Origin of the sequence: Burkholderia sola (assembly GCF_905400185.1) — a bacterium.
GTDB classification, from domain to species: Bacteria; Pseudomonadota; Gammaproteobacteria; order Burkholderiales; family Burkholderiaceae; genus Burkholderia; species Burkholderia sola.
In genome coordinates, this window is the sequence record NZ_FR989675.1 from 56,095 (window position 1) to 75,340 (window position 19,246).

Below are 19,246 nucleotides of genomic sequence, written 5' to 3' on the forward strand. Positions count from 1 at the left end.
CGTCATTCCCCGACGAGGAAGATGCGCGTGACCGGCACGCGCAGCGACGTCGCGCCGATGCTGACCTGCAGCCCGGTCACCGCGCGCGCCGGCGGCGCGTTGCCGATCTGCGGCACCTTCAGCGCGTCGTTGTTCTGTGCGAGCGCTTCGTCGGCCGTCTGCAGGTTGGTGGTCCAGCCCACGCGCGGCACGTACAGCTTCGCGTCGATCGCGCCGACGCCGCCCATCAGCGCGACCCAGCTCCAACCGTCGACGCTGCTGTCCTTCAGCAGGGTGCGCAGCCGGTTCGTGTCGTCGATCGGCGGCGATGCATAGCGCACGACGCGCCCGCCGGCGATCCGGTAGCGGACCACCTGCAGCCGCGGCGCGACGCCCGGCACGTCGAGTTCGCGCACGATCTGCAGCGTATTGCCGGCGACGCCGATCGCCGGCTGGCCGGCCTCGTCGTCGGTCGCGGCGAGCCGCGCGTCGATGCGCATCTGGTCGAACATCTGCGCGAACACGCGCTCGTCTTCCATCGCGGCCGCGACCTTGTCGCGACCGCGCATGATCTGGTCGAGCCCGCGCCATGCGAGGATCGCGACCACCGCGAGAATCGCGATCGCGATCATCAGCTCGATCAGCGTGAAGCCGCGGGCGAGGCGGGCGGCACGGGTGGACGGGCGTCGCATCGGCGCGTCAGAGCGGACGGCTGGTTTCATTCGCGACCACCGTCACCATCTGCGCGAGCACGCCGGCACGGCCGGGCGTGCTCACCGAAATCCGCACGCGCCGGAACACCGGGTTCGGCGTGGTGCTCACGCGCTGCGTGCAGACGAGCTGTACGTTACCTTGCGAGCAGTCGAAGCTCTGCTCCCCGACCTCCGGCCATGCATGCGTGAGCCGCAGCTGCGCAAGCGCGTTGTCGGCGCTCCAGCCGGCGAGCAGCCGGCGATGCAGGTCGGACGCATTGCTCGCCATCGTGCCGACCGCGCGGATCGACGCGGCGAGCGCGACCGCGATGATCGCGAGCGCGACCAGCACCTCGATCATCGTGAAGCCGCGGGCGGAGGAAACGGGGAAGGGCAGGCGACGACGCATCGTCATTGCACCTCGTAGCGACCGTTGCCGGTGCCGACGATCGTCGCGCTGCCGGCGGCCGAATGCAGCGTCACGCGCACCGGCGTGTCGATGCTCTCGGTGCCGAACACGACGCGGTTCGCGCGCGTGTCCGACCCCGGGTAATCGATGTCCGCGCCGGTGACGCCGCCGTCCCAGTCGCGCGGGCGCAGCAGGTCGTCGCGCAGCGTGCGCCAGCCGTCGGGCGAGCTCACGTCGAACTGGAAACCGTGCGCGGTTGGCTGCCACGCGATCGGCCGCGCGCGCACCTGCGCTTCGTCGCCGGCCGTCTCGAACAGCAGCGCGATCCGCTGCGCTTCCTCGCGCAGGTCGGTGCGCGGATTGCGCGTCAACGACAGCGACGCGAGCGACACGAGCAACCCGGCGATCACGAGCACGACCAGCATTTCGAGCAGCGTGAAGCCGCGCCCGCGACGGCGCGCCGCGCGGGGCTTCATCAAGCCGCCATCGGCACCTGCCGGTACGGACGGCACCGCACCGCGACGCACGCGGCAATCGCGGCCGCAGCGGGAGGTCGTGCGAATGGCGAGCATGAAGAACGGAATGAAACGTCGGGCCGATCAGCGCCGGCTTACTGCCACGAGCCGATGTCGGAGTCGTTGCTTTCGCCGCCTTCCTTGCCGTCGGCGCCGTAGCTGAACACGTCGATCTCGCCGTGCACGCCCGGGTTCAGGTACTTGTACCCGTTGCCCCACGGATCGTTCGGCAGGCGCTCGAGATAGCCGCCGTCCTTCCAGTTGTTCGGGATCGGATCGTTGGTCGGCTTCTGGATCAGCGCGTTCAGGCCCTGCTCCTGGGTCGGATAGCGGCCGTTGTCCAGGCGGTACAGCTTGAGCGCCTGCATGATCGTGCCGATGTCCTGCTTCGCGGCGATGCGGCGCGCCTCGTCGGGGCGGCTCATGATCTTCGGCACAATCAGCGCCGCCAGGATCCCGAGGATCGCGACCACCACCATGATCTCGATCAGCGTGAAACCGCGCTGACGACGCACGGCCGCGTTGCGGCGAGTGATCCACGTTTGCATGACTGACTACCTCTTTCCAAAAAATGTCGTCGATTGAGTGACGCACCCGGCGCACCGGACGATTGCCTGACAGCAACCTTCCGGACCGGCGGGCGCGGAGCACGCATTGTAAGGCGCGCATCGCCGAGGGCTTTCACCCAACGCAAATTTCATATACATCCGTACAATAGCGCGCATGAACGCGCTCTCGATCCGGATCCTTTCCCTCGCCCTCTTCGCGGGTTTGTGCGCGACGGCCACCTACTGGGTCGTCACGCTGTCGGCCCGCGAAGCGCCGCTGCCCGCCGCCGCCGCGCGGCTGCCGATCCGCACCGAGGACGCCGCGGCGCTCTTCGGCGGCCAGCTCGACAAGAATCCCGTCCAGGACATCCACCTGTTCGGCATTCTCGCGCTCGATCATCGCGGCGCCGCGATCGTCGGCGTCGGCGGCGAACCGCCGCGCGCCGTGTCGCTCGGCGCGGAGGTCGCGTCCGGCGCGAAGCTCGCCGAAGTCCGGCCGCGCTCGATCATCGTCGACCGCAACGGCGCCCGCGCCGAAATCCAGCTCCCGGCGAACACGCCGTCCCCCGCGATCTACATGCGCTGAACGGTAGCGGCCCATCCGTCGGAATCGGGCCGCACCGTCACTGCACCATGTTGTTCAGCTCGATGATCGGCAGCATCACGGCCAGCACGATCACGAGCACGATGCCGCCCATCGCGAGGATCAGCAGCGGCTCCAGCAGGCTCGTCAGGAACATCGTGCGGCGCTCGAGTTCGCGCGCTTCGCCTTCGGCCGCGCGATCCAGCATCGTCGTCACGTCGCCCGTCGCCTCGCCCGAACGAATCAGGTGCACGAGCACCGGCGGAAACGTCTTCACGTTGTTCAGCGCGCGCGACAGCGCGGAGCCTTCGCGCACGCGCACGATCGCATCGTCGATGTTCGCGCGCATCGCGCGGTTCGACAGCGTCTCGCCGGCCGCCTGCAGCGCGCGCAGGATCGGCACGCCGGCCGCGGTGAGAATCCCGAGCGTGCTCGCGAAGCGCACCGTGTTGTAGCCGCGCACGAGCTTGCCGGCGAGCGGCGCGGTCAGCACCCAGCGATCGAACGCGAGCCTGGGCCCGGCGCGCGACAGCGTCGCCTTCACGAACCACACGACGAGCGCGACCGCGATCAGGATCGCCCACCACCAGTGCCGCACGAATTCCGACAGCGCCATCATCACGACCGTGAGGATCGGCAACTGCTGCTTCGTGCTCGCGAACACGTTGACGACCTGCGGCACGACGTAGCTCAGCAGGAACGTGACGATGCCGAACGCGATCAGCGTGACGATGCCCGGATACGTGAACGCCAGCAGGATCTTCTGCTTCAGCGCATTGCTTTGCTCGATGTAGTCGGCGAGGCGCGACAGCACGATGCCGAGCTTGCCGGTGTGCTCGCCCGCGGCAACGAGTGCGCGGTAGATTTCCGGAAAATCGCGCGGATGCTGGCCCAGCGCATTCGCGAGCGAATGGCCGCCGAGCACTTCCGCGCGGATCGCGGCCATCAGTTCGCGGATGTAGTCGCGTTCGGCCTGCTCGGTCAGCACGCCGAGCGCCTCGTCGAGCGGCAGCCCCGCGATCAGCAGGCTCGCAAGCTGGCGCGTGAGGATCGCCTGTTCGCGCTGCGACAGCTTGCGGCCGAACGCGAGCCGCTGCGAACGCGCGCCGCGCGTCGCGCTGGCGGCCGGCTCGACGACGAGCGGCGTCAGCCCCTGCGTGCGCAGCTGGCCGCGCGCGGCTCGCGCGCTGTCGGCATCGATCACGCCTTTCTGCGCGCGCCCCGCCGAATCGATTGCTTCGAAACGGAATGCCGGCATCGCGCTATGCGCCTCCCGTCACGCGCAGCACTTCCTCGAGCGACGTTGCGCCGGACGCGAGCCAGCGCTCCGCGTCGTCGCGCAATGTGCGCATCCCTTCCGCGCGGCCGGCGGCCAGGATCTCGGCATCGGCCGCGTTGCGGTGGATCAGCGTGCGGATCGACTCGTCGACGAGCAGCAGTTCGTACACGCCGCGCCGGCCCGCATAGCCCGAATGCCCGCACTTGTCGCAGCCGACCGGATGCCACACGGTGCGGCCGTCCTCGTGCCGCTCTTCCTTGCAGACGGGGCAGAGCTGGCGCACGAGGCGCTGCGCGAGCACGCCGAGCAGCGACGACGCGAGCAGGTACGGCTCGACACCCATGTCGGTCAGACGGGTGACGGCGGACGCCGCATCGTTCGTGTGCAGCGTCGCGAGCACGAGGTGGCCCGTCAGCGACGCCTGCACCGCGATCTGCGCGGTTTCGAGGTCGCGGATTTCGCCGATCATGATCACGTCCGGGTCCTGGCGCAGGATCGAGCGCAGCGCGCGGGCGAAGGTCATCCCGATCCGCTCGTTCACCTGCGTCTGGCCGATGCCGGACAGGTCGTATTCGATCGGATCCTCGACGGTCATGATATTGGTCGTCGCGGTTTCGAGCCGCGACATCGACGCGTACAGCGTGGTCGTCTTGCCGGAACCGGTCGGGCCGGTGACGAGCACGATGCCGTGCGGACGGGCGATCAGCTTGTCGAACTGGACGAGCGTGTCGCGACCCATCCCGAGCGCTTCGAGGTTCAGCCGCTGCGCGTCCTTTTCCAGGAGACGCAGCACCGCGCGCTCGCCATGCCCGGTCGGCAGCGTCGACACCCGCACGTCGACCGGCCGGCCGCCGACGCGCAGCGTGATGCGGCCGTCCTGCGGCAGCCGTTTCTCGGCGATGTCGAGCTGCGCCATGATCTTGATCCGCGAGATCAGCGCGCCGTGCAGCGCCTTCTTCGGGCGCACGACGTCGCGCAGCGTGCCGTCGACGCGAAAGCGCACGACCGACGCATTCTCGAACGGCTCGATGTGGATGTCCGACGCCTGTTCGCGCGCCGCTTGCGTGAGCAGCGCGTTGATCATCCGGATGATCGGCGCGTCGTCTTCCGATTCGAGCAGATCCTCGACTTCGGGGATGTCCTGCATCAGCCGCGACAGGTCGACTTCGCCTTCGACCTCGCCGACCACCTGCGCGGCGCTGCCGTCCTGGCGTGCGTAGGCCTGGTTGATCGCCTGCGCGAGCTCGTCGGCCGGCACGCGATGCACGGAAATCGAACCGAAGTTGCGCGCGATTTCCGCGAGCGCGGCGTCGCTCGTGCGTTCGCTGATCCACACCTCGAGCGTGTCGTCGAGCTGATGCGCGATCAGCACCTGGCCGCTCTTCGCGAAACCGTACGGCAGCAGGCGAGCGGCGAGCGGCGACGGCGGCTGGCGCTCGCCCGGCGCGCCGTCGTGGGCGGATGACGCGAGCACGTCGCTCACTGCGACGCTCCCGGCGCGGTGGTCAGCGGCTGTTGCGGCACCGCCTGCTGCGGCACGCTCTGCGGCTGCGCGGGCGTTGCTTCCGGCAGCGGCTGGGCCGGTACCGGCGCGACCTGGCGCTGCAACTGCTGGCGGCGCATCTTGTCGAGATCGAACAGGTTGCCGGCCGGCGTGCCGCCCTGGCTCGGACCCAGCGGCATCGGCGGGACGACCGGGTCGTCCTTGTCGCGGATCACGTTGTTGTCCGACTTGTAGGCGCCCGTCACGCCCTGGATGTAGTCGTAGCGGTTCGCGGTGACTTCCTGCGCGGTGCTGCGATCGGAAATGATCACCGGACGCAGGAACACCATCAGGTTGGTTTTCGCGCGCTGCTTCGATTCCGAACGGAACAGCTGGCCGATCCACGGGATGTCGCCGAGCAGCGGCACCTTGCTGTTCGACACCTGGTAGTTGTCCTGCATCAGGCCGCCGAGCACGATGATCTCGCCGTTGTCGGCCAGGATCGTCGACTGGATCGAGCGTTTCGTGAAGGTCGGGCCGGTCTGCGCGTTCGTGGTCCCGCTGACGACCGCCGAATCCTCCGTGTAGAGCTGCAGCTTCAGGATCCCGCCGTCGGTGATCTGCGGCTTCACGTGCAGCGTCAGGCCGACGTCGCGGCGATCGTAGGTATTGAACGCATTGCTCGTCGTGCCGCTCGTCAGGTTCGAGTATGAACCGGTCGCGATCGGCACGTTCTGGCCGACGACGATCTTCGCTTCCTCGTTGTCGAGCGTGATCAGGTTCGGCGTCGACAGCACGTTCGCGTCGCTCACGCCCGAGAAATACTGCAGCAACGCGCCGAGCCCCTGCACGCCGAACATGTTATGCAGCCAGCCGATGTTGAGGCCCTGGGACAACTGCCCGAGATTGGACGCCAGCCCGCCGCCGGTGACCCCGCCGGCCGCGTTGGTCAAGCCGCCCGCCGTCAGGTTGATGATGCTGTTGCCGAGCCCCAGCCCGGGGTTCAGGTTCGTGCCGCCGAGAAACTGGCCGCTCGCGACCTGCCACTGGATGCCCAGGTTGCCCTGCGTCGTCGAGTTCAGCTCGACGATCAGCGCTTCGATATAGACCTGCGCGCGCCGCGCGTCGAGCTGGTCGATCACCGAGCGCAGGTTCCGGTAAACCGGATCGGACGCGGTGATGATCAGCGAGTTGGTCGCCGAGTCGGCCTGGATCATCCCGCCCGGCTGGTTGTCGTCACCGCTCTTGTCCTTGTCGCCGCCGAGCAGGCCGCCCGTACCGAGGCCACCGCCGGACGAGCCGCCGCCATACCCGGACGAGGACGACGAACCGCCGAGGCCGCCCGACGGCAGCGGCGGGGTGCCCGACGTGCCGGTCGAGAAGTTGCCGCTCGCCGACGAACCGCCGTTCTGGTTGAAGCTGTTCGCATCGTTGGACGACGCCGACGCGCCGCTGTCATTGCCGCCGCCCTTGCCGAGCATCCCGCGCAGCGTCTTCGCGAGCTTCACCGCATCGGCGTTGCGCAGCGGCACGACGTGCATGTTGCCGGGCACCGCGCTCGGCGCGTCGAGCTGCAGCGCGAGGCGTTTCGCGGCCGCGAGGCGCGAGCCGTTCGATGCGCGCAGCAGCAGCGAGTTGGTGCGCGGGTCGGCCGTGACCGACACCTTCAACGTCGCGTCGCTGTTGCCGATCGCACCCGGGTCGAGCATCTTCTGCATCTGCGCGGCGAGGTCGATCGCGTTCGCGTTGCGCAGCGTCACGACCTGCACCTGCGCGCCCGCGGCGCTGTCGATACCGGAGATGATCTGCGCGATGCGGCGCACGTTGTCCGCATAGTCGGTCACGACGATCGTGTTGTTCGCCGGGTAGGCCGTCACCGTGTTGTTCGGCGAGATCAGCGGCCGCAGCACGGGCAGCAGGTTGTTCGCCGATTCGTTGTGCAGCTCGAACACCTGCGTGATCACCTGGTCGCCGCGCGCCTGCGGCGCATTGCCGACGTAGGTCGGCACGCCCTGCAGCTTCGCGTCGGCTTCCGGCACGACCTTCAGCACGCCGTGATCCTGCACGAGCGCGAAGCCCTGCATGCGCAGCGCGGACTGCAGCGTCTTCAACGCCTGGTCTTCCGGCACCGGCCGTTCGGCGACGAGATTGAGCTGCCCCTTCACGCGGGGGTCGACGATGATGGTCTTGCCGGTCGCGGCGCCGATCGCTTTCGCGACCTGGTCGATGTCCGCATTCACGAAGTTGAGCGTGACCTGAGCGTAGGCAGCCTGCGAGACGATGATGCCGGCCACGAGCAGGGTCGTGGCGATACGCCGCATAACGAAGCGATTTCTTGTCATGGATGAATGGGTCGATGCCGGCTCAGGCCACTTCCGGCGGTAGTGCTGGGATCCAAGTCCGAAAGAGGCGACATTAGCAGTTTTTCATGTCCGAAATATCACATTGATCCGAAGACTGTCTCACATACGACATGTGTCCGGCGAATCGTATGCGATATGTAAGGATCGGCGTCACCCTCCGCATGCCGGCCGTCGCCCCGATCTCGAGATGAATCGACACGGAAATGCGGTATAACCGGGCTGCCGTATTCCTGCCTGTCGCAATTGGACGGTCTGCCGGTATGATACGGGCGGCGCGTTTCTCGTCGCATTAATAACAGGCACGGGTTTTCCCGAGCTTCGCGCAATTCCTTTCCGTTTCCGCACGATGAACAGACGGTTCGCTTCGATCGCGTTGATCGCCGCCGGCGCGTGGTTCGCCAGCGGCAACGCACGCGCGGATTGTTTCGACGAAGCGGCCAAATATCAGCAGGTCAATCCGCTGATCCTGCGCGCGATCGCATGGCAGGAATCGCGCAACCGGCCCGGTGCGCTGAACAAGAATACGAACGGCTCGGTCGACTACGGCCTGATGCAGATCAATTCGATCCACCTGCCCACGCTGTCGCGTTACGGGATCGGCCGCGACACGCTGATGGAGCCGTGCAAGAACGTGTACATCGCCGCGTGGCATCTCAAACAGAAGATGAACCGCTACGGCAACACGTGGCAGGCGGTCGGCGCCTATCATTCGGAAACGCCGTCGCTGCGCGACAAGTACGCGCGGCAGATCGCCGGCATCCTGACGCAATGGAAGCTGCTGCCGTCCGCGCAGACTGCCCAGGCCGCGCAGCCAGCGCAGCCCGCTCAGTGATTCGGCGCCGCGTCGCCGGTTGACGCAGGGCCGGCCGCGCGCGTTTGATGCACAATGCGGGCTGACGCCGCCGTTTCGCCCGCGTGCGGGCCGATCGCGCCCCGGCAGGGCGCCGCGGCCGCTTTTTCATCTTTTCCGTTGGTGCATATCATCATGAATCCGGCAATGAAACAGCCGTTGCCCGTCACCGTGCTGTCCGGTTTCCTCGGCGCCGGCAAGACCACGCTGCTCAACCACGTGCTCGCGAACCGCGCGGGCCTGAAAGTCGCGGTGATCGTCAACGATCTCGCGGCGGTCAACATCGACGCGTCGCTCGTGCGCGACGCGCAGGCGCTGTCGCACGTCGAGGAACGCCTCGTCGAGATGTCGAACGGCTGCATCTGCTGCACGCTGCGCGACGATCTGCTCGTCGAAATCCGCAACCTCGCGTCCGAAGGCCGCTTCGACGCGATCATGATCGAATCGACCGGTATCGCGGAGCCGATGCCGATCGCCGAAACGTTCACGTTCGTCGACGACGACGGCGCGTCGCTGTCGTCGATCGCGCGGCTCGACACGCTCGTCACCGTGGTCGACGCGTACAACTTCCTGCGCGACTACGGCTCCGACGATGCGCTCGCGACGCGCGGCATCGCCGCGTCGGAAGACGACGACCGCACGCTCGTCGAGCTGCTGATCGAGCAGATCGAATTCTGCGACGTGCTGGTGATCAACAAGGCCGATCTGGTCGGCGCGGACGATCTCGCACGCCTGCAGCACATCCTCGCGCGTCTCAATCCGCGCGCGCATCAGGTCGTATCGACGTTCGGCAACGTGCCGCTCGACGAAGTGCTGAACACCGGCCGCTTCGATTTCGACGAAGCCGCGAACGCACCGGGCTGGCTCGCATCGCTCGACCACGATCACACGCATTGCGACGACCCCGACTGCCATGACGACCATCATGCGCACGTGCACGGCGAAGCCGACGAATTCGGGATCGGCAATTTCGTTTACCGCGCGCGCCGGCCGTTTCACCCGGCACGGCTGTGGGCGCTGCTGCATCAGGAGTGGCCGGGCGTGCTGCGCAGCAAGGGTTTCTTCTGGCTCGCGACGCGCAACGACATCGCGGGCTCGCTGTCGCAGGCGGGCGGCGTATGCCGGCACGGGCCGGCGGGTTTGTGGTGGGCGGCGCAGGATCGCGCTGAATGGCCCGACGACGACGAGCTGCTCGCTGAAATCCGCACCGAATGGCTCGGCGATCTCGACGATCGCACGGTCGGAGATCGCCGGCAGGAACTCGTGCTGATCGGCATCGCGCTCGACGCCGATGCGTGGCGCACGAAACTCGACGCGTGTCTGCTGACGGATGCGGAGTTCGCACTCGGCGCGGCGGGATGGGCCGCGTTCGACGATCCGTTCCCGGCGTGGGACGTCGATTCGCACGACGACGACGATCACGGCGACACGCAGATCGTGCACGCGTGATCGCGTGGTAACGGCTTGTAAAAACAACCGTTAACTTTTGCAAGGGCGGCGCGAACTGTGGCGAAAATGCCGCGCGCGCCCAACAAAAAACCCGCCGAGAGGCGGGTTTTTTCTGGAACAGGCGCGGGTTTAACGCTTGTTGACGGCATCCTTGAACGCCTTGCCAGCCGTGAACTTGACCGTCTTGGCTGCCGGGATCTTGATGGTTTCGCCCGTCTTCGGGTTGCGGCCCGTACGTGCTGCGCGCTTGCCCGAACCGAAGCTGCCGAAGCCGATCAGCTGAACCGCATCACCCTTCGACACGGCCTTCTTGATGACTTCGAGCAGCGTGTCCAGCGTTTCGCCGGTTTGAGCCTTGCTGGCGCCCGTTTGGGCGGCGACGGCGTCGATCAGTTCCTGTTTGTTCATTAAGGTTCCTTTATCAGGTTAGGTTGACACGAACAGCGCGAACGCGCCGATTATACGTGCGCGAACCGTGCCGTCGAGAGTCAGACTCCGACGACACAGCGCCGAATCCTGGCCCGCGCGACGCGCCCTCCGGCTTGCCGGCGGCCACCCCGCGGTACGGCGTTGCTATGATAGCGCAGCGCAAACCCAATAACGACAAGGGTTTCAAAGATTTTCATCGGTATTTCGCCGAATGAATCGTCGATTGCCCGTTTTTTGACCTGCGCCAACCGGACAGGATACGCAGCGTGGTCCGCCCGCCCGTCGCCCCGTTGCCCTTTTCCAACGGCCGATCGGACGGCCTGCCGCAATCCCTTGCCAGGCTTGGCTGCCACGTTTTTTGTTTCGCATGCCCGACCGACTTGTTTACGCCTCGCTCGCGCTTCGCGACGACGGCACGCTCGTCTCGCCCGAGTTCGGCGAGCTTCATCGCGGCGCATCCGGCACGCTCGCGCACGCACATCGCGCGTTCGTCTCCGGCAACGGGCTGCCCACGCGCTGGCAGCGCCGCCGGACGTTTACGATCGTCGCGACCGAATTCGGCGCGGGCGCCGGCTTCCTCGCGGCGTGGGCCGCGTGGCGCGACGATCCCGCGCGCTGCGAACGGTTGCATGTCGTTGCAGTCGAGTCGCATCCGTTCTCGCGCGACGACCTGCGCCGCGCGGTTTCGCATATGGTTGCGGACACAACCATATCGGCAGACACCGATGCATTGATCGACGCATGGCAGATGCTCGTGCCGGGCGTGCACCGGCTCGAATTCGACGAAGGACGCGTCGTGCTCACGCTCGCGTTCGGCGATCCGATCGACCTGCTGAAGAAGCTCGTCGCGCGCGCCGATGCGTTTTTTCTCGACGGCGCCGCGGCGTCGAGCGACGGGATCCGCGCACTCGCGAAACTCGCCGGCGAACACGCGACGTTTGCGACCCATGCAAAGTCCGACGACGTGAAGTACGCGCTCGGCGAAACAGGTTTCACGTTCCGCGAAGTCGACGATCGTCTCGTCGGCGACTATGCGCCGCGCTGGCGCGCGCGCCGGCACGAGCCGCCGCGTGCGCTGCCCGTTGCAGCACGCCGTGCGATCGTGATCGGCGCGGGCCTCGCCGGCTGCGCGGTCGTCGAACGTCTGGCCGTGCGCGGCTGGGACGTCACGCTGATCGAGCGGCACGAACGGATCGCGAGCGAAGCGTCGGGCAATCCGGCCGGGGTGTTCCACCCGTTGATGACGCGCGACGACAACGTCGCGAGCCGCCTCACGCGCGGCGGCTTCCTGCACGCGCTCGCACGCTGGCGTGCGCTCGAACACGCAGGGCATGCATTCGCACGCAGCACGCACGGGATGATCCATCTTGCCGAATCGGCCGACGATTTCGCGCGGATGCGCGACGCCTTCGATGCGTTCGGCGCGCCGTCCGACTACGTGACGCTGCTCGATGCCGATGCCGCACGCGCACATCTGAATCTGCCGGTCGCGCACGGCGGCCTGCTGTTCCCGCACGGCGGCGCCGTCTGGCCGGCCGGGCTGTGCGCCGCGCAATATGCGGCGGCCGGCGAGCGCGTGCGCCTGCTCGCGTCCACCGGCGTCGCACGGCTCGAACGGCGGGGCGACGCGTGGCATGCGCTCGACGATACGGGCGCCACGCTCGCCGATGCACCTGTCGTCGTGCTCGCGAACGCGGGCGACGCCGCGCGTCTTGCCGGGCTCAAGCATGTCGCGCTGCAACCGGTACGCGGCCAGCTCACGCTGCTGCCGCCGGGCACGACGGCGCCGCTGCCGTGCCCGGCGATCGGCGACGGTTACGCGGTGCCGCTCGACGACGGCACGCTGCTGATCGGCGCCACGTTCGAACCCGACGACACCGATCCCGCGATGCGCGCGGCCGGCCACGCCGAAAACCTCGACCGCGTGCGGCGCCTGCTGCCGGGCCTGATCGGCGAACTGCCAGATCCGGCCACGCTGCACGGCCGCGTGGCGTTCCGCTGGGTCGTCGGCGACCGTCTGCCGCTCGTCGGCCCGCTCGCCGACGAGGCGCAGGCCACCGCGAACGCACGCGCGCTGGGCGGTGCGCAGGCGCGCGACCTGCCGCGCACGCCGGGCCTCTACGGCGCATTCGGCTTCGGTTCGCGCGGCCTCGTATGGGCTGCGCTCGGCGCCGAACTGATCGCGTCGCAACTCGAAGGCGAGCCGTGGCCGCTCGAGCGCGAACTCGCCGATGCGATCGATCCCGCCCGCTTCCTGATCCGCGCACTGCGCGCCCGCCGCGTCGGTTCGGCCGGCTGACTGGCCGCCCGCAGCCGTCACAGTTTCCCGATTTTTCCGCGCAAGGTTATCCACGCGACGCTGTGGATAACCGCGCGGAATCCGCGTGCACTCCGTGTGCAATCACAGTGGACGTAAACTGGGCAACTCGGCACAGCTGTGATGCGGCCCGAAAGTTGCTCAACTCAAACTGCTGTGCGCGAACAGCCTGTGCAACCGGTTATGGTTTCGCCAACACCTTGATCTGTCAGCGTAAACCGGAGTTATCCACAGAACTGTGCGTCCTTTGTTAACTTCTACTACGTATATATACAAGTAAACCTTTGAAACCAAAGACCTGCGGCGGCGCACAGCCCCGCGCGTCGATTCAATCGGTTCCGGAGCGAAAAACCTGTGGCACAATCGGTTTCCTTCGCGTTCGTTCGGCCAAGCGCCGGACATGCTTCAATGGAACGGTCGGCACGATTTCGAATCTGAATCTTCGAGACTGCGCAGTCCGTTCACACACCAGGCCGACAATCCAGATCGGCAACCTGAACGACGTTCCGCCTTGTGGCGGAACAGGCGGACCCCATGTACCGCCATCGTCGAGCACAACAATCACATTCGGGGCAATACCCAGCCGGCGCGCATCCATTCCTGTCGCTTGACCCCGCGTCGCTGGCGGTTGCTTCCAAAGGAGAAGTCACCACGATGAAGTCGGCGTTCTCATTCCTGCCCAACTGGCCGCTCGCGCCGGATGCCGTGTTCTGGGCCGGGCTCGCGCTGTTCGCAGCCGGCCTGTGCGGCGAGCTGTGCTATCGCGCGTGGCGCCTGCCGCGCATCACCGGCTATGCCGTGATCGGCCTGATCGCCGGTTCGTTCGGATTCGGCGTGATCGACACCAGCACCGACGAAACCTCGCGGCTCCTGATGGACGTCGCGCTCGGCCTGCTGCTGTTCGAACTCGGCAGCCGCCTCGACCTGCGCTGGGTCCGGCGCAATCCGTGGCTCGTCGCGTCGAGTCTCGCGGAGGCCACGCTCACGTTCGTGCTCGTGCTGTTCGTGATGCTCGCGCTCGGCGTATCGGGGATGGTCGCGCTGGTGCTGTCGGCGATCGCGATCGCGACGTCGCCGTCGATGGTGATCCAGCTCAAGACCGAACTGCGTGCGGAAGGGCAGGTGTCGCAACGCCTGATCACGCTCACCGCGCTCAACAGCGTGTACGCGATCGTGCTGACCAAGCTCGTGACGAGCTGGCTGCACCAGGAAGCGTACGGCAACGTTTTCGCGACGATCCTGCAACCGCTCTACCTGCTAGCCGGTTCGTTCATCGTCGCGTATCTCGTCGCGCGTTCGTGCAACTACCTGTTCCGTCACATGACCGCGACGATGCGCGACGAGCATTCGTTCGTCGCGCTGTTCGGGCTCGTGATGCTCGCGATCGCCGTCGCGCAGGCGTTGAAGCTGTCGACGCTGCTCACGCTGCTGCTCGCCGGCATCATCGTGAAGAACCTCGAAGCGCGGCCGCAGCTGTGGCCCGAGCACTTCGGCACGGCCGGCTGGCTGCTGACGGTGGTGCTGTTCGTGCTGACGCTCACGTCGTTCACGTGGGGCGACATCGCGCTCGGCGGGCTGCTCGCGATCGTGCTGATCGTCACGCGGCTCGCCGCGAAGCTGGCCGGCGTCGTCGCGTTCGCGAAGCCGAGCGGCCTCGGGATGAAGCAGGGCATCGCGCTCGGCATCGCGCTCACGCCGATGTCCGCGCTGTCGTACCTGCTCGTCGACGATACCTACCAGCTTTATCCCAATTTCGACCCGCACCTGCGCGCGATCGTGATGTGCTCGATCGTGATCCTGCAGCTCGTCAGTCCGTTCGTCGTCTATCGCTGCCTGTCGGCGGTCGGCGAACGCAGCGACGGCAACTGATTCCGGAACCTGCCATGGCACTCGAAACCTTCGTCAATTCCGAACCGTTCACGTTCGGCGTCGAACTGGAGATCCAGGTCGTCAACACGCACAACTACGACCTGACCAAAGCGGCGTCCGACCTGATGCGCCTGATCCAGGGCGAGACCTTTCCCGGCAACATCACGCCGGAAATCACCGAAAGCATGATCGAGCTGTCGACCGGCATCTGCCATTCGCACGAGCAGGCCGTCAGCGAGCTGCATGCGATCCGCGACGTGCTCGTGAAGGCGGCCGACCAGCTCAACGTCGGGCTGGCCGGCGGCGGCACGCATGCGTTCCAGCAATGGAGCGACCGGCAGATCTACGATGCGCCGCGCTTCCAGTACATCTCCGAGCTGTACGGCTATCTCGCGAAGCAGTTCACCGTGTTCGGCCAGCACGTGCACATCGGCTGCCCCGATCCCGACAGCGCGCTGTTCCTGCTGCACTCGATGTCGCGCTTCATTCCGCACTTCATCGCGCTGTCCGCGTCGTCGCCGTTCGTGCAGAACGTCGACACGGGCTTCCATTCGGCACGCCTGAATTCGGTATTCGCGTTCCCGCTGTCGGGCCGCGCGCCGTTCGTGCTGACCTGGGACTCGTTCGAGGAGTACTTCACGAAGATGGTGAACACGGGCGTCGTCAACTCGATGAAGGACTTCTACTGGGACATCCGGCCGAAGCCCGGCTACGGCACGATCGAAGTGCGCGTGATGGACACGCCGCTGTCGGTCGACCGCGCGGCGGCGATCGCCTGCTACATCCAGACGCTCGCACGCTACCTGCTGACCGACCGGCCGCTGAAGCTGTCGGAGGACGATTACCTGGTCTACACGTTCAATCGTTTCGAAGCGTGCCGCTTCGGGCTCGAGGGCACCTGCGTGAATCCTCAGACGGGCGAGCGCCGCACGATCGCGGAAGACATCCTCGACACGCTCGACCGGATCGCGCCGCATGCGGCCGCGCTCGGTTCGCGCGCGGCGCTCGACGAGATCGGTGCGCTCGCAAAGGCGCGCGTGAACGATGCATCGTGGTTGAGAACCGTTTTCAAACAGGAAAAATCGCTGAACGAGACGGTCCGGCAGCAGTGCTTACGTTGGCGCGAGTGAAAATATGTTTTGCAGATTGCAGAATCGACCGCGCCGCGATTCGCTGAACGGTTATCGGCGCCCTGTCGCGCCGAAATCGTCGACGGGCACCGTCGCAATCTGTGGATAACCCGATATTCCGCTGCAAAGTCAATGCTCTGTGGGTGGGATAACCCGGTGGATCATGACCGCGCGGCCGATGGCCGATCCGAACAGGAAAATGCCGGCGCGCCCCGTTTCGCGGGCGCGCGACATCGCGCGCACAACGAAAAAATCCGGTTATCCAGCGATTTTCCACAGCATGCAGGGGATAACTTAGCTGTGCGATTTTCCGCTCTCGCTTAGAATGTCGGCTTTGCGGACACCGGAACGATGCGTGTCTCTCCGGTCGCCGCGAACGCGACCGCCGCGTGTGCCTCGCGACGGCCGTGCTGACGCACTCGAGAGAGGGCGTCTGTTTTGAGATGGATTCGATCTCCACACTACGGCCGCTCGGCCATCCGGGCGGCGGCAAAGCGAAAAGACTATGAGCGAAGGCGTTTACGGGAACCAGGCTGCGGGACGTGTGACCCACAGCCTGCTGCGGTTGAGCACGGCCATGCGGAGCGAGGCATGGGATTGGGCGGAAGGCGCTGGCCTGACGCCGACGCAAGGCGAGATTCTCGTGCTGCTGCTGCAGCGCAAGGGCCCGATGCGGCTCGGCGAGATCGCGCGCGAGACGCAGCTGACCGCGGCCACCACGAGCGATGCGGTCAGCACGCTCGAGACGAAGGGGCTCGTCGAGAAGCGTCGTGCGCTGGACGACGGCCGGGCATTGGCCGTACGCCTGTCGGCGCGTGGCCGCACGGCCGCGAAGAAGGCGCTGCAATGGCCTGAATTCCTGACGAAAGCAGTCGGCAAGCTCGGCGCGGACGAGCAGGGCACGTTGTACCGCGCGCTGCTGAAGACGCTGCGCGAGCTGCAGGTGGCCGGTGCGACGCCGCCGCAGCGCATGTGCCTCACGTGCACGTATTTTCAGCCGGGCAAACCGTCGAAGAAGACGGTGCATCACTGCGCGACGCTCGACCTCGACATGTCCGACAGCGATCTGCGTCTCGACTGCTCGGTGCAGGAAGAAGCCGACGCGGCGACGCAGAAGAAGACCTGGAAGATTTTCGCAGGCTGACGTCCGTCGATCGACCGGGAGGCCGATGATGAACGCTGAAGTCGTGGCGATCCGCCACGTGCATTTCGAGGATCTCGGGAGCTTCGAGCAGGTGCTCGGCGAACGCGGTCGACGGGTGCGCTATGTCGATGTCGGATCGTCGCGGGTCGAGGTGCTCGACGTGCTCGAGCCGTCGCTGCTCGTCGTGCTCGGCGGGCCGCTCAGCGTGTACGACGACGCGCAGTATCCGACGATCGCGCCGCTGCTGGCGCTCGTGCGCCAGCGCATCGACGCGGGGCTGCCGATCCTCGGCATCTGCCTCGGCGCGCAGTTCATCGCGCGGGCGCTCGGGGCGCGCGTCTATCCGGCCGCGCAGCACGAGCTCGGCTGGGCGCCGCTGACGCTCACCGATGCCGGCCGCGCGTCGCCGCTGCGCCATCTCGACGGCGCGACGACATCGATGCTGCACTGGCATGGCGATACGTTCGACCTGCCGGGCGGTGCGATCCATCTCGCGTCGACGCCGGCCTGCCACCACCAGGCATTCGCATGGGGGCAGCACGTGCTGGCGCTGCAATGTCATCCCGAGATCCGTACCGATCGCTTCGAACCGTGGCTGATCGCGAACGCCGGCGAAATCGCCGCGACGCCCGGCATCGACGCGCGTCAGTTGCGCGCCGATACCGCGCAGCACGGCCCCGCGCTCGAGACGGCCGCACGGCATATGTTCGCGGAGTGGCTCGGTAGCGTCGGGCTCTGACGTCGCGGGCGGTCCCGTCCGCCGGAAAGGATTGGCCCGGCCTGCATCCGTTGAGGGCCGGCGCATCGCCTTACATCGCCTATTCCGTTTGTTCCACGCCCCGCCGGCGTCCGGCCGGCCATACCTGACCATCCGCTTACTGCGGAGCGCGCTGTCTGCACGCTTCAGGCGTGCGTGCTACGCTCGTCCGCTCTTTCCCTTTCCTGGCGAGCGGCTTCCATGACTGCGCTGTTTTCTCCGTTCACGCTGCGCGGCGTGACCCTTCCGAACCGGATCGTGATCTCCCCGATGTGCCAGTACTCGGCCGAACGCGGCGAAGCGACCGACTGGCACATGATTCACCTCGGCCATCTCGCGCTGTCGGGCGCCGGGCTGCTGTGCATCGAAGCGACCGCGGTGGAACCCGACGGACGCATCACCCATGGCGACCTCGGCCTGTGGGACGACGTGACCGAAGCCGCGCTGAAGCCGGTGCTGGCCGCGATCCGCAAGCATTCGCCGATCCGCATCGCGATGCAGTTGTCGCATGCGGGGCGCAAGGCGTCGAGTGCGGCGCCGTGGGAGGGGGGCCAGCTCGTGCCGGTCGCCGACGGCGGCTGGCTGCCGCATGGCCCGTCGGCCGTTCCGCACAAGGACGGCGAGACGCCGCCGCTCGCGCTCGATGCGGCGGGCCTGAACCGCATCCGCGAAGCGTTCGCGGCGTCGGCCCGGCGGGCCGCGCGGCTCGGCATCGATGCGATCGAAGTGCACGCGGCGCACGGCTACCTGCTGCATCAGTTCCTGTCGCCGCTCGCGAACCGGCGCACCGACGAATACGGCGGCTCGCGCGAAAACCGGATGCGGTTTCCGCTCGAGATCTTCGAGATCGTGCGCGCCGCGTTTCCGGACGATCGGCCGGTCGGCGTGCGCGTGTCCGCGACCGACTGGGTCGAAGGCGGCTGGGAACTCGACGATACGATCGCGTTCGCGCACGAACTGCAGCGCCGCGGCTGCGACTGGATCGACGTGTCGTCCGGCGGCGTGTCGCCGCTGCAGAAGATTCCGCTGTCGCCCGGCTATCAGGTGCCGTTCGCGCAGGCCGTGAAGCGGGCGGTCGGCATGCCGACGATCGCGGTCGGCCTGATCAACGAACCCGAGCATGCGAACCGGCTGATCGAGGCCGGCGATGCCGATTTCGTCGCGATGGCGCGCGCGATGCTGTACGACCCGCGCTGGCCGTGGCATGCGGCGGCCGAGCTCGGCGCGCAGGTGACGGCGCCGCCGCAGTACTGGCGCTCGCAGCCGCGCGAGCACAAGGCGCTGTTCGGCGACGTCGCGTTCGGCCAGCGCTGAGCGCATCGCGCAATATTGCGCGCGATGTTGAACGAAGCAATATCGAACGTGTAGGATGCGGATGATTCGCCGCATGCCCCGACGCGGCACCGACCGGTGCCGCGTTTTCGTTTGGCGCGGCGCCCGGCCGCGATCG

The 19,246-nt window shown here is 67.0% G+C and carries 17 protein-coding genes; 9 read left to right on the forward strand and 8 right to left on the reverse strand.

Annotated elements, in window-relative coordinates; genetic code table 11:
- Positions 1 to 2: 2 nt before the first annotated feature.
- The 4 genes from KR541_RS00270 to gspG are packed head-to-tail and all read right to left on the reverse strand — an operon-like array spanning position 3 to position 2,143.
- On the reverse strand, positions 3 to 701 hold the full coding sequence (locus KR541_RS00270; RefSeq protein ID WP_089488015.1) for a PulJ/GspJ family protein: 699 nt from the start codon (positions 699 to 701) through the stop codon (positions 3 to 5).
- On the reverse strand, positions 679 to 1,086 hold the full coding sequence (gene gspI / locus KR541_RS00275) for a type II secretion system minor pseudopilin GspI (RefSeq protein ID WP_050015771.1): 408 nt from the start codon (positions 1,084 to 1,086) through the stop codon (positions 679 to 681). Before gspI ends, KR541_RS00270 begins: the two co-directional genes overlap by 23 nt.
- Complete coding sequence (locus KR541_RS00280; RefSeq protein ID WP_050015773.1) at positions 1,083 to 1,652, reverse strand: GspH/FimT family pseudopilin; 570 nt, start codon at positions 1,650 to 1,652, stop codon at positions 1,083 to 1,085. The genes gspI and KR541_RS00280 overlap by 4 nt, the downstream gene beginning before the upstream one ends.
- A 38-nt stretch (positions 1,653 to 1,690) precedes the next feature.
- Positions 1,691 to 2,143, reverse strand: a complete 453-nt coding sequence (gspG, locus tag KR541_RS00285) for a type II secretion system major pseudopilin GspG (RefSeq protein WP_012492990.1) — start codon at positions 2,141 to 2,143, stop codon at positions 1,691 to 1,693.
- 175 nt (positions 2,144 to 2,318) lie between these two features.
- Between gspG and KR541_RS00290 the strand changes: the two genes are divergently transcribed.
- Complete coding sequence (locus KR541_RS00290; protein WP_216089304.1) at positions 2,319 to 2,729, forward strand: type II secretion system protein N; 411 nt, start codon at positions 2,319 to 2,321, stop codon at positions 2,727 to 2,729.
- Between the two features lie 37 nt (positions 2,730 to 2,766).
- Here KR541_RS00290 and gspF read toward each other — a convergent pair whose 3' ends face one another.
- From gspF to gspD, 3 genes are read right to left on the reverse strand one after another with little or no spacing between them, the layout of a single operon-like run.
- A complete protein-coding gene (gene gspF / locus KR541_RS00295; RefSeq protein ID WP_050015775.1) occupies positions 2,767 to 3,984 on the reverse strand; it encodes a type II secretion system inner membrane protein GspF in 1,218 nt (405 codons plus the stop codon).
- A 4-nt stretch (positions 3,985 to 3,988) separates the two neighbouring features.
- A complete protein-coding gene (gene gspE, locus KR541_RS00300) occupies positions 3,989 to 5,488 on the reverse strand; it encodes a type II secretion system ATPase GspE (RefSeq protein WP_050015776.1) in 1,500 nt (499 codons plus the stop codon).
- Positions 5,485 to 7,830, reverse strand: coding sequence for a type II secretion system secretin GspD (gspD, locus tag KR541_RS00305; protein WP_050015777.1), 2,346 nt, complete (start codon positions 7,828 to 7,830; stop codon positions 5,485 to 5,487). Before gspD ends, gspE begins: the two co-directional genes overlap by 4 nt.
- A 367-nt stretch (positions 7,831 to 8,197) precedes the next feature.
- Between gspD and KR541_RS00310 the strand changes: the two genes are divergently transcribed.
- Positions 8,198 to 8,683, forward strand: coding sequence for a lytic transglycosylase domain-containing protein (locus KR541_RS00310; protein WP_050015778.1), 486 nt, complete (start codon positions 8,198 to 8,200; stop codon positions 8,681 to 8,683).
- A gap of 153 nt (positions 8,684 to 8,836) precedes the next feature.
- Complete coding sequence (locus KR541_RS00315) at positions 8,837 to 10,150, forward strand: GTP-binding protein (RefSeq protein WP_050016011.1); 1,314 nt, start codon at positions 8,837 to 8,839, stop codon at positions 10,148 to 10,150.
- A 129-nt stretch (positions 10,151 to 10,279) separates the two neighbouring features.
- Here the strand turns inward: KR541_RS00315 and KR541_RS00320 are convergent, their stop codons facing one another.
- Positions 10,280 to 10,558, reverse strand: coding sequence for an HU family DNA-binding protein (locus KR541_RS00320; RefSeq protein ID WP_006401505.1), 279 nt, complete (start codon positions 10,556 to 10,558; stop codon positions 10,280 to 10,282).
- A gap of 388 nt (positions 10,559 to 10,946) precedes the next feature.
- On the opposite strand from KR541_RS00320, the gene mnmC reads away from it, so the two are divergent.
- The 6 genes from mnmC to KR541_RS00350 all read left to right on the forward strand — a co-directional run bounded on the left by mnmC (position 10,947) and on the right by KR541_RS00350 (position 19,110).
- On the forward strand, positions 10,947 to 12,878 hold the full coding sequence (gene mnmC, locus KR541_RS00325; RefSeq protein ID WP_050015782.1) for a bifunctional tRNA (5-methylaminomethyl-2-thiouridine)(34)-methyltransferase MnmC2/FAD-dependent 5-carboxymethylaminomethyl-2-thiouridine(34) oxidoreductase MnmC1: 1,932 nt from the start codon (positions 10,947 to 10,949) through the stop codon (positions 12,876 to 12,878).
- 672 nt (positions 12,879 to 13,550) lie between these two features.
- Positions 13,551 to 14,765: a cation:proton antiporter gene (locus KR541_RS00330; RefSeq protein ID WP_216089305.1), complete on the forward strand. Its 1,215-nt coding sequence runs from the start codon at positions 13,551 to 13,553 to the stop codon at positions 14,763 to 14,765.
- Between the two features lie 14 nt (positions 14,766 to 14,779).
- Positions 14,780 to 15,895 carry a YbdK family carboxylate-amine ligase gene (locus KR541_RS00335; protein WP_006490006.1) on the forward strand — a complete coding sequence of 372 codons (1,116 nt, stop codon included), beginning with the start codon at positions 14,780 to 14,782 and terminating at the stop codon, positions 15,893 to 15,895.
- Between the two features lie 505 nt (positions 15,896 to 16,400).
- Complete coding sequence (locus KR541_RS00340) at positions 16,401 to 17,039, forward strand: MarR family winged helix-turn-helix transcriptional regulator (protein ID WP_050015785.1); 639 nt, start codon at positions 16,401 to 16,403, stop codon at positions 17,037 to 17,039.
- 28 nt (positions 17,040 to 17,067) lie between these two features.
- Entirely contained in the window at positions 17,068 to 17,778 is a 711-nt protein-coding gene (locus KR541_RS00345; RefSeq protein WP_050016013.1) for a glutamine amidotransferase, read from the forward strand.
- Positions 17,779 to 17,997: 219 nt separating this feature from the next.
- Positions 17,998 to 19,110 carry an NADH:flavin oxidoreductase/NADH oxidase gene (locus KR541_RS00350; protein WP_089488016.1) on the forward strand — a complete coding sequence of 371 codons (1,113 nt, stop codon included), beginning with the start codon at positions 17,998 to 18,000 and terminating at the stop codon, positions 19,108 to 19,110.
- Positions 19,111 to 19,246 lie beyond the last annotated feature (136 nt).

Excerpts from the sequence above, each read along its gene's own strand:
- KR541_RS00270 (WP_089488015.1), bottom strand. The coding sequence starts at position 701 with ATGAAACCAGCCGTCCGCTCTGACGCGCCGATGCGACGCCCGTCCACC.
- gspI (WP_050015771.1), bottom strand. The coding sequence starts at position 1,086 with ATGACGATGCGTCGTCGCCTGCCCTTCCCCGTTTCCTCCGCCCGCGGC.
- KR541_RS00280 (WP_050015773.1), bottom strand. The coding sequence starts at position 1,652 with ATGCTCGCCATTCGCACGACCTCCCGCTGCGGCCGCGATTGCCGCGTG.
- gspG (WP_012492990.1), bottom strand. The coding sequence starts at position 2,143 with ATGCAAACGTGGATCACTCGCCGCAACGCGGCCGTGCGTCGTCAGCGC.
- KR541_RS00290 (WP_216089304.1), top strand. The coding sequence starts at position 2,319 with ATGAACGCGCTCTCGATCCGGATCCTTTCCCTCGCCCTCTTCGCGGGT.
- gspF (WP_050015775.1), bottom strand. The coding sequence starts at position 3,984 with ATGCCGGCATTCCGTTTCGAAGCAATCGATTCGGCGGGGCGCGCGCAG.
- gspD (WP_050015777.1), bottom strand. The coding sequence starts at position 7,830 with ATGACAAGAAATCGCTTCGTTATGCGGCGTATCGCCACGACCCTGCTC.
- KR541_RS00310 (WP_050015778.1), top strand. The coding sequence starts at position 8,198 with ATGAACAGACGGTTCGCTTCGATCGCGTTGATCGCCGCCGGCGCGTGG.
- KR541_RS00315 (WP_050016011.1), top strand. The coding sequence starts at position 8,837 with ATGAATCCGGCAATGAAACAGCCGTTGCCCGTCACCGTGCTGTCCGGT.
- KR541_RS00320 (WP_006401505.1), bottom strand. The coding sequence starts at position 10,558 with ATGAACAAACAGGAACTGATCGACGCCGTCGCCGCCCAAACGGGCGCC.
- mnmC (WP_050015782.1), top strand. The coding sequence starts at position 10,947 with ATGCCCGACCGACTTGTTTACGCCTCGCTCGCGCTTCGCGACGACGGC.
- KR541_RS00330 (WP_216089305.1), top strand. The coding sequence starts at position 13,551 with ATGAAGTCGGCGTTCTCATTCCTGCCCAACTGGCCGCTCGCGCCGGAT.
- KR541_RS00335 (WP_006490006.1), top strand. The coding sequence starts at position 14,780 with ATGGCACTCGAAACCTTCGTCAATTCCGAACCGTTCACGTTCGGCGTC.
- KR541_RS00340 (WP_050015785.1), top strand. The coding sequence starts at position 16,401 with ATGAGCGAAGGCGTTTACGGGAACCAGGCTGCGGGACGTGTGACCCAC.
- KR541_RS00345 (WP_050016013.1), top strand. The coding sequence starts at position 17,068 with ATGAACGCTGAAGTCGTGGCGATCCGCCACGTGCATTTCGAGGATCTC.
- KR541_RS00350 (WP_089488016.1), top strand. The coding sequence starts at position 17,998 with ATGACTGCGCTGTTTTCTCCGTTCACGCTGCGCGGCGTGACCCTTCCG.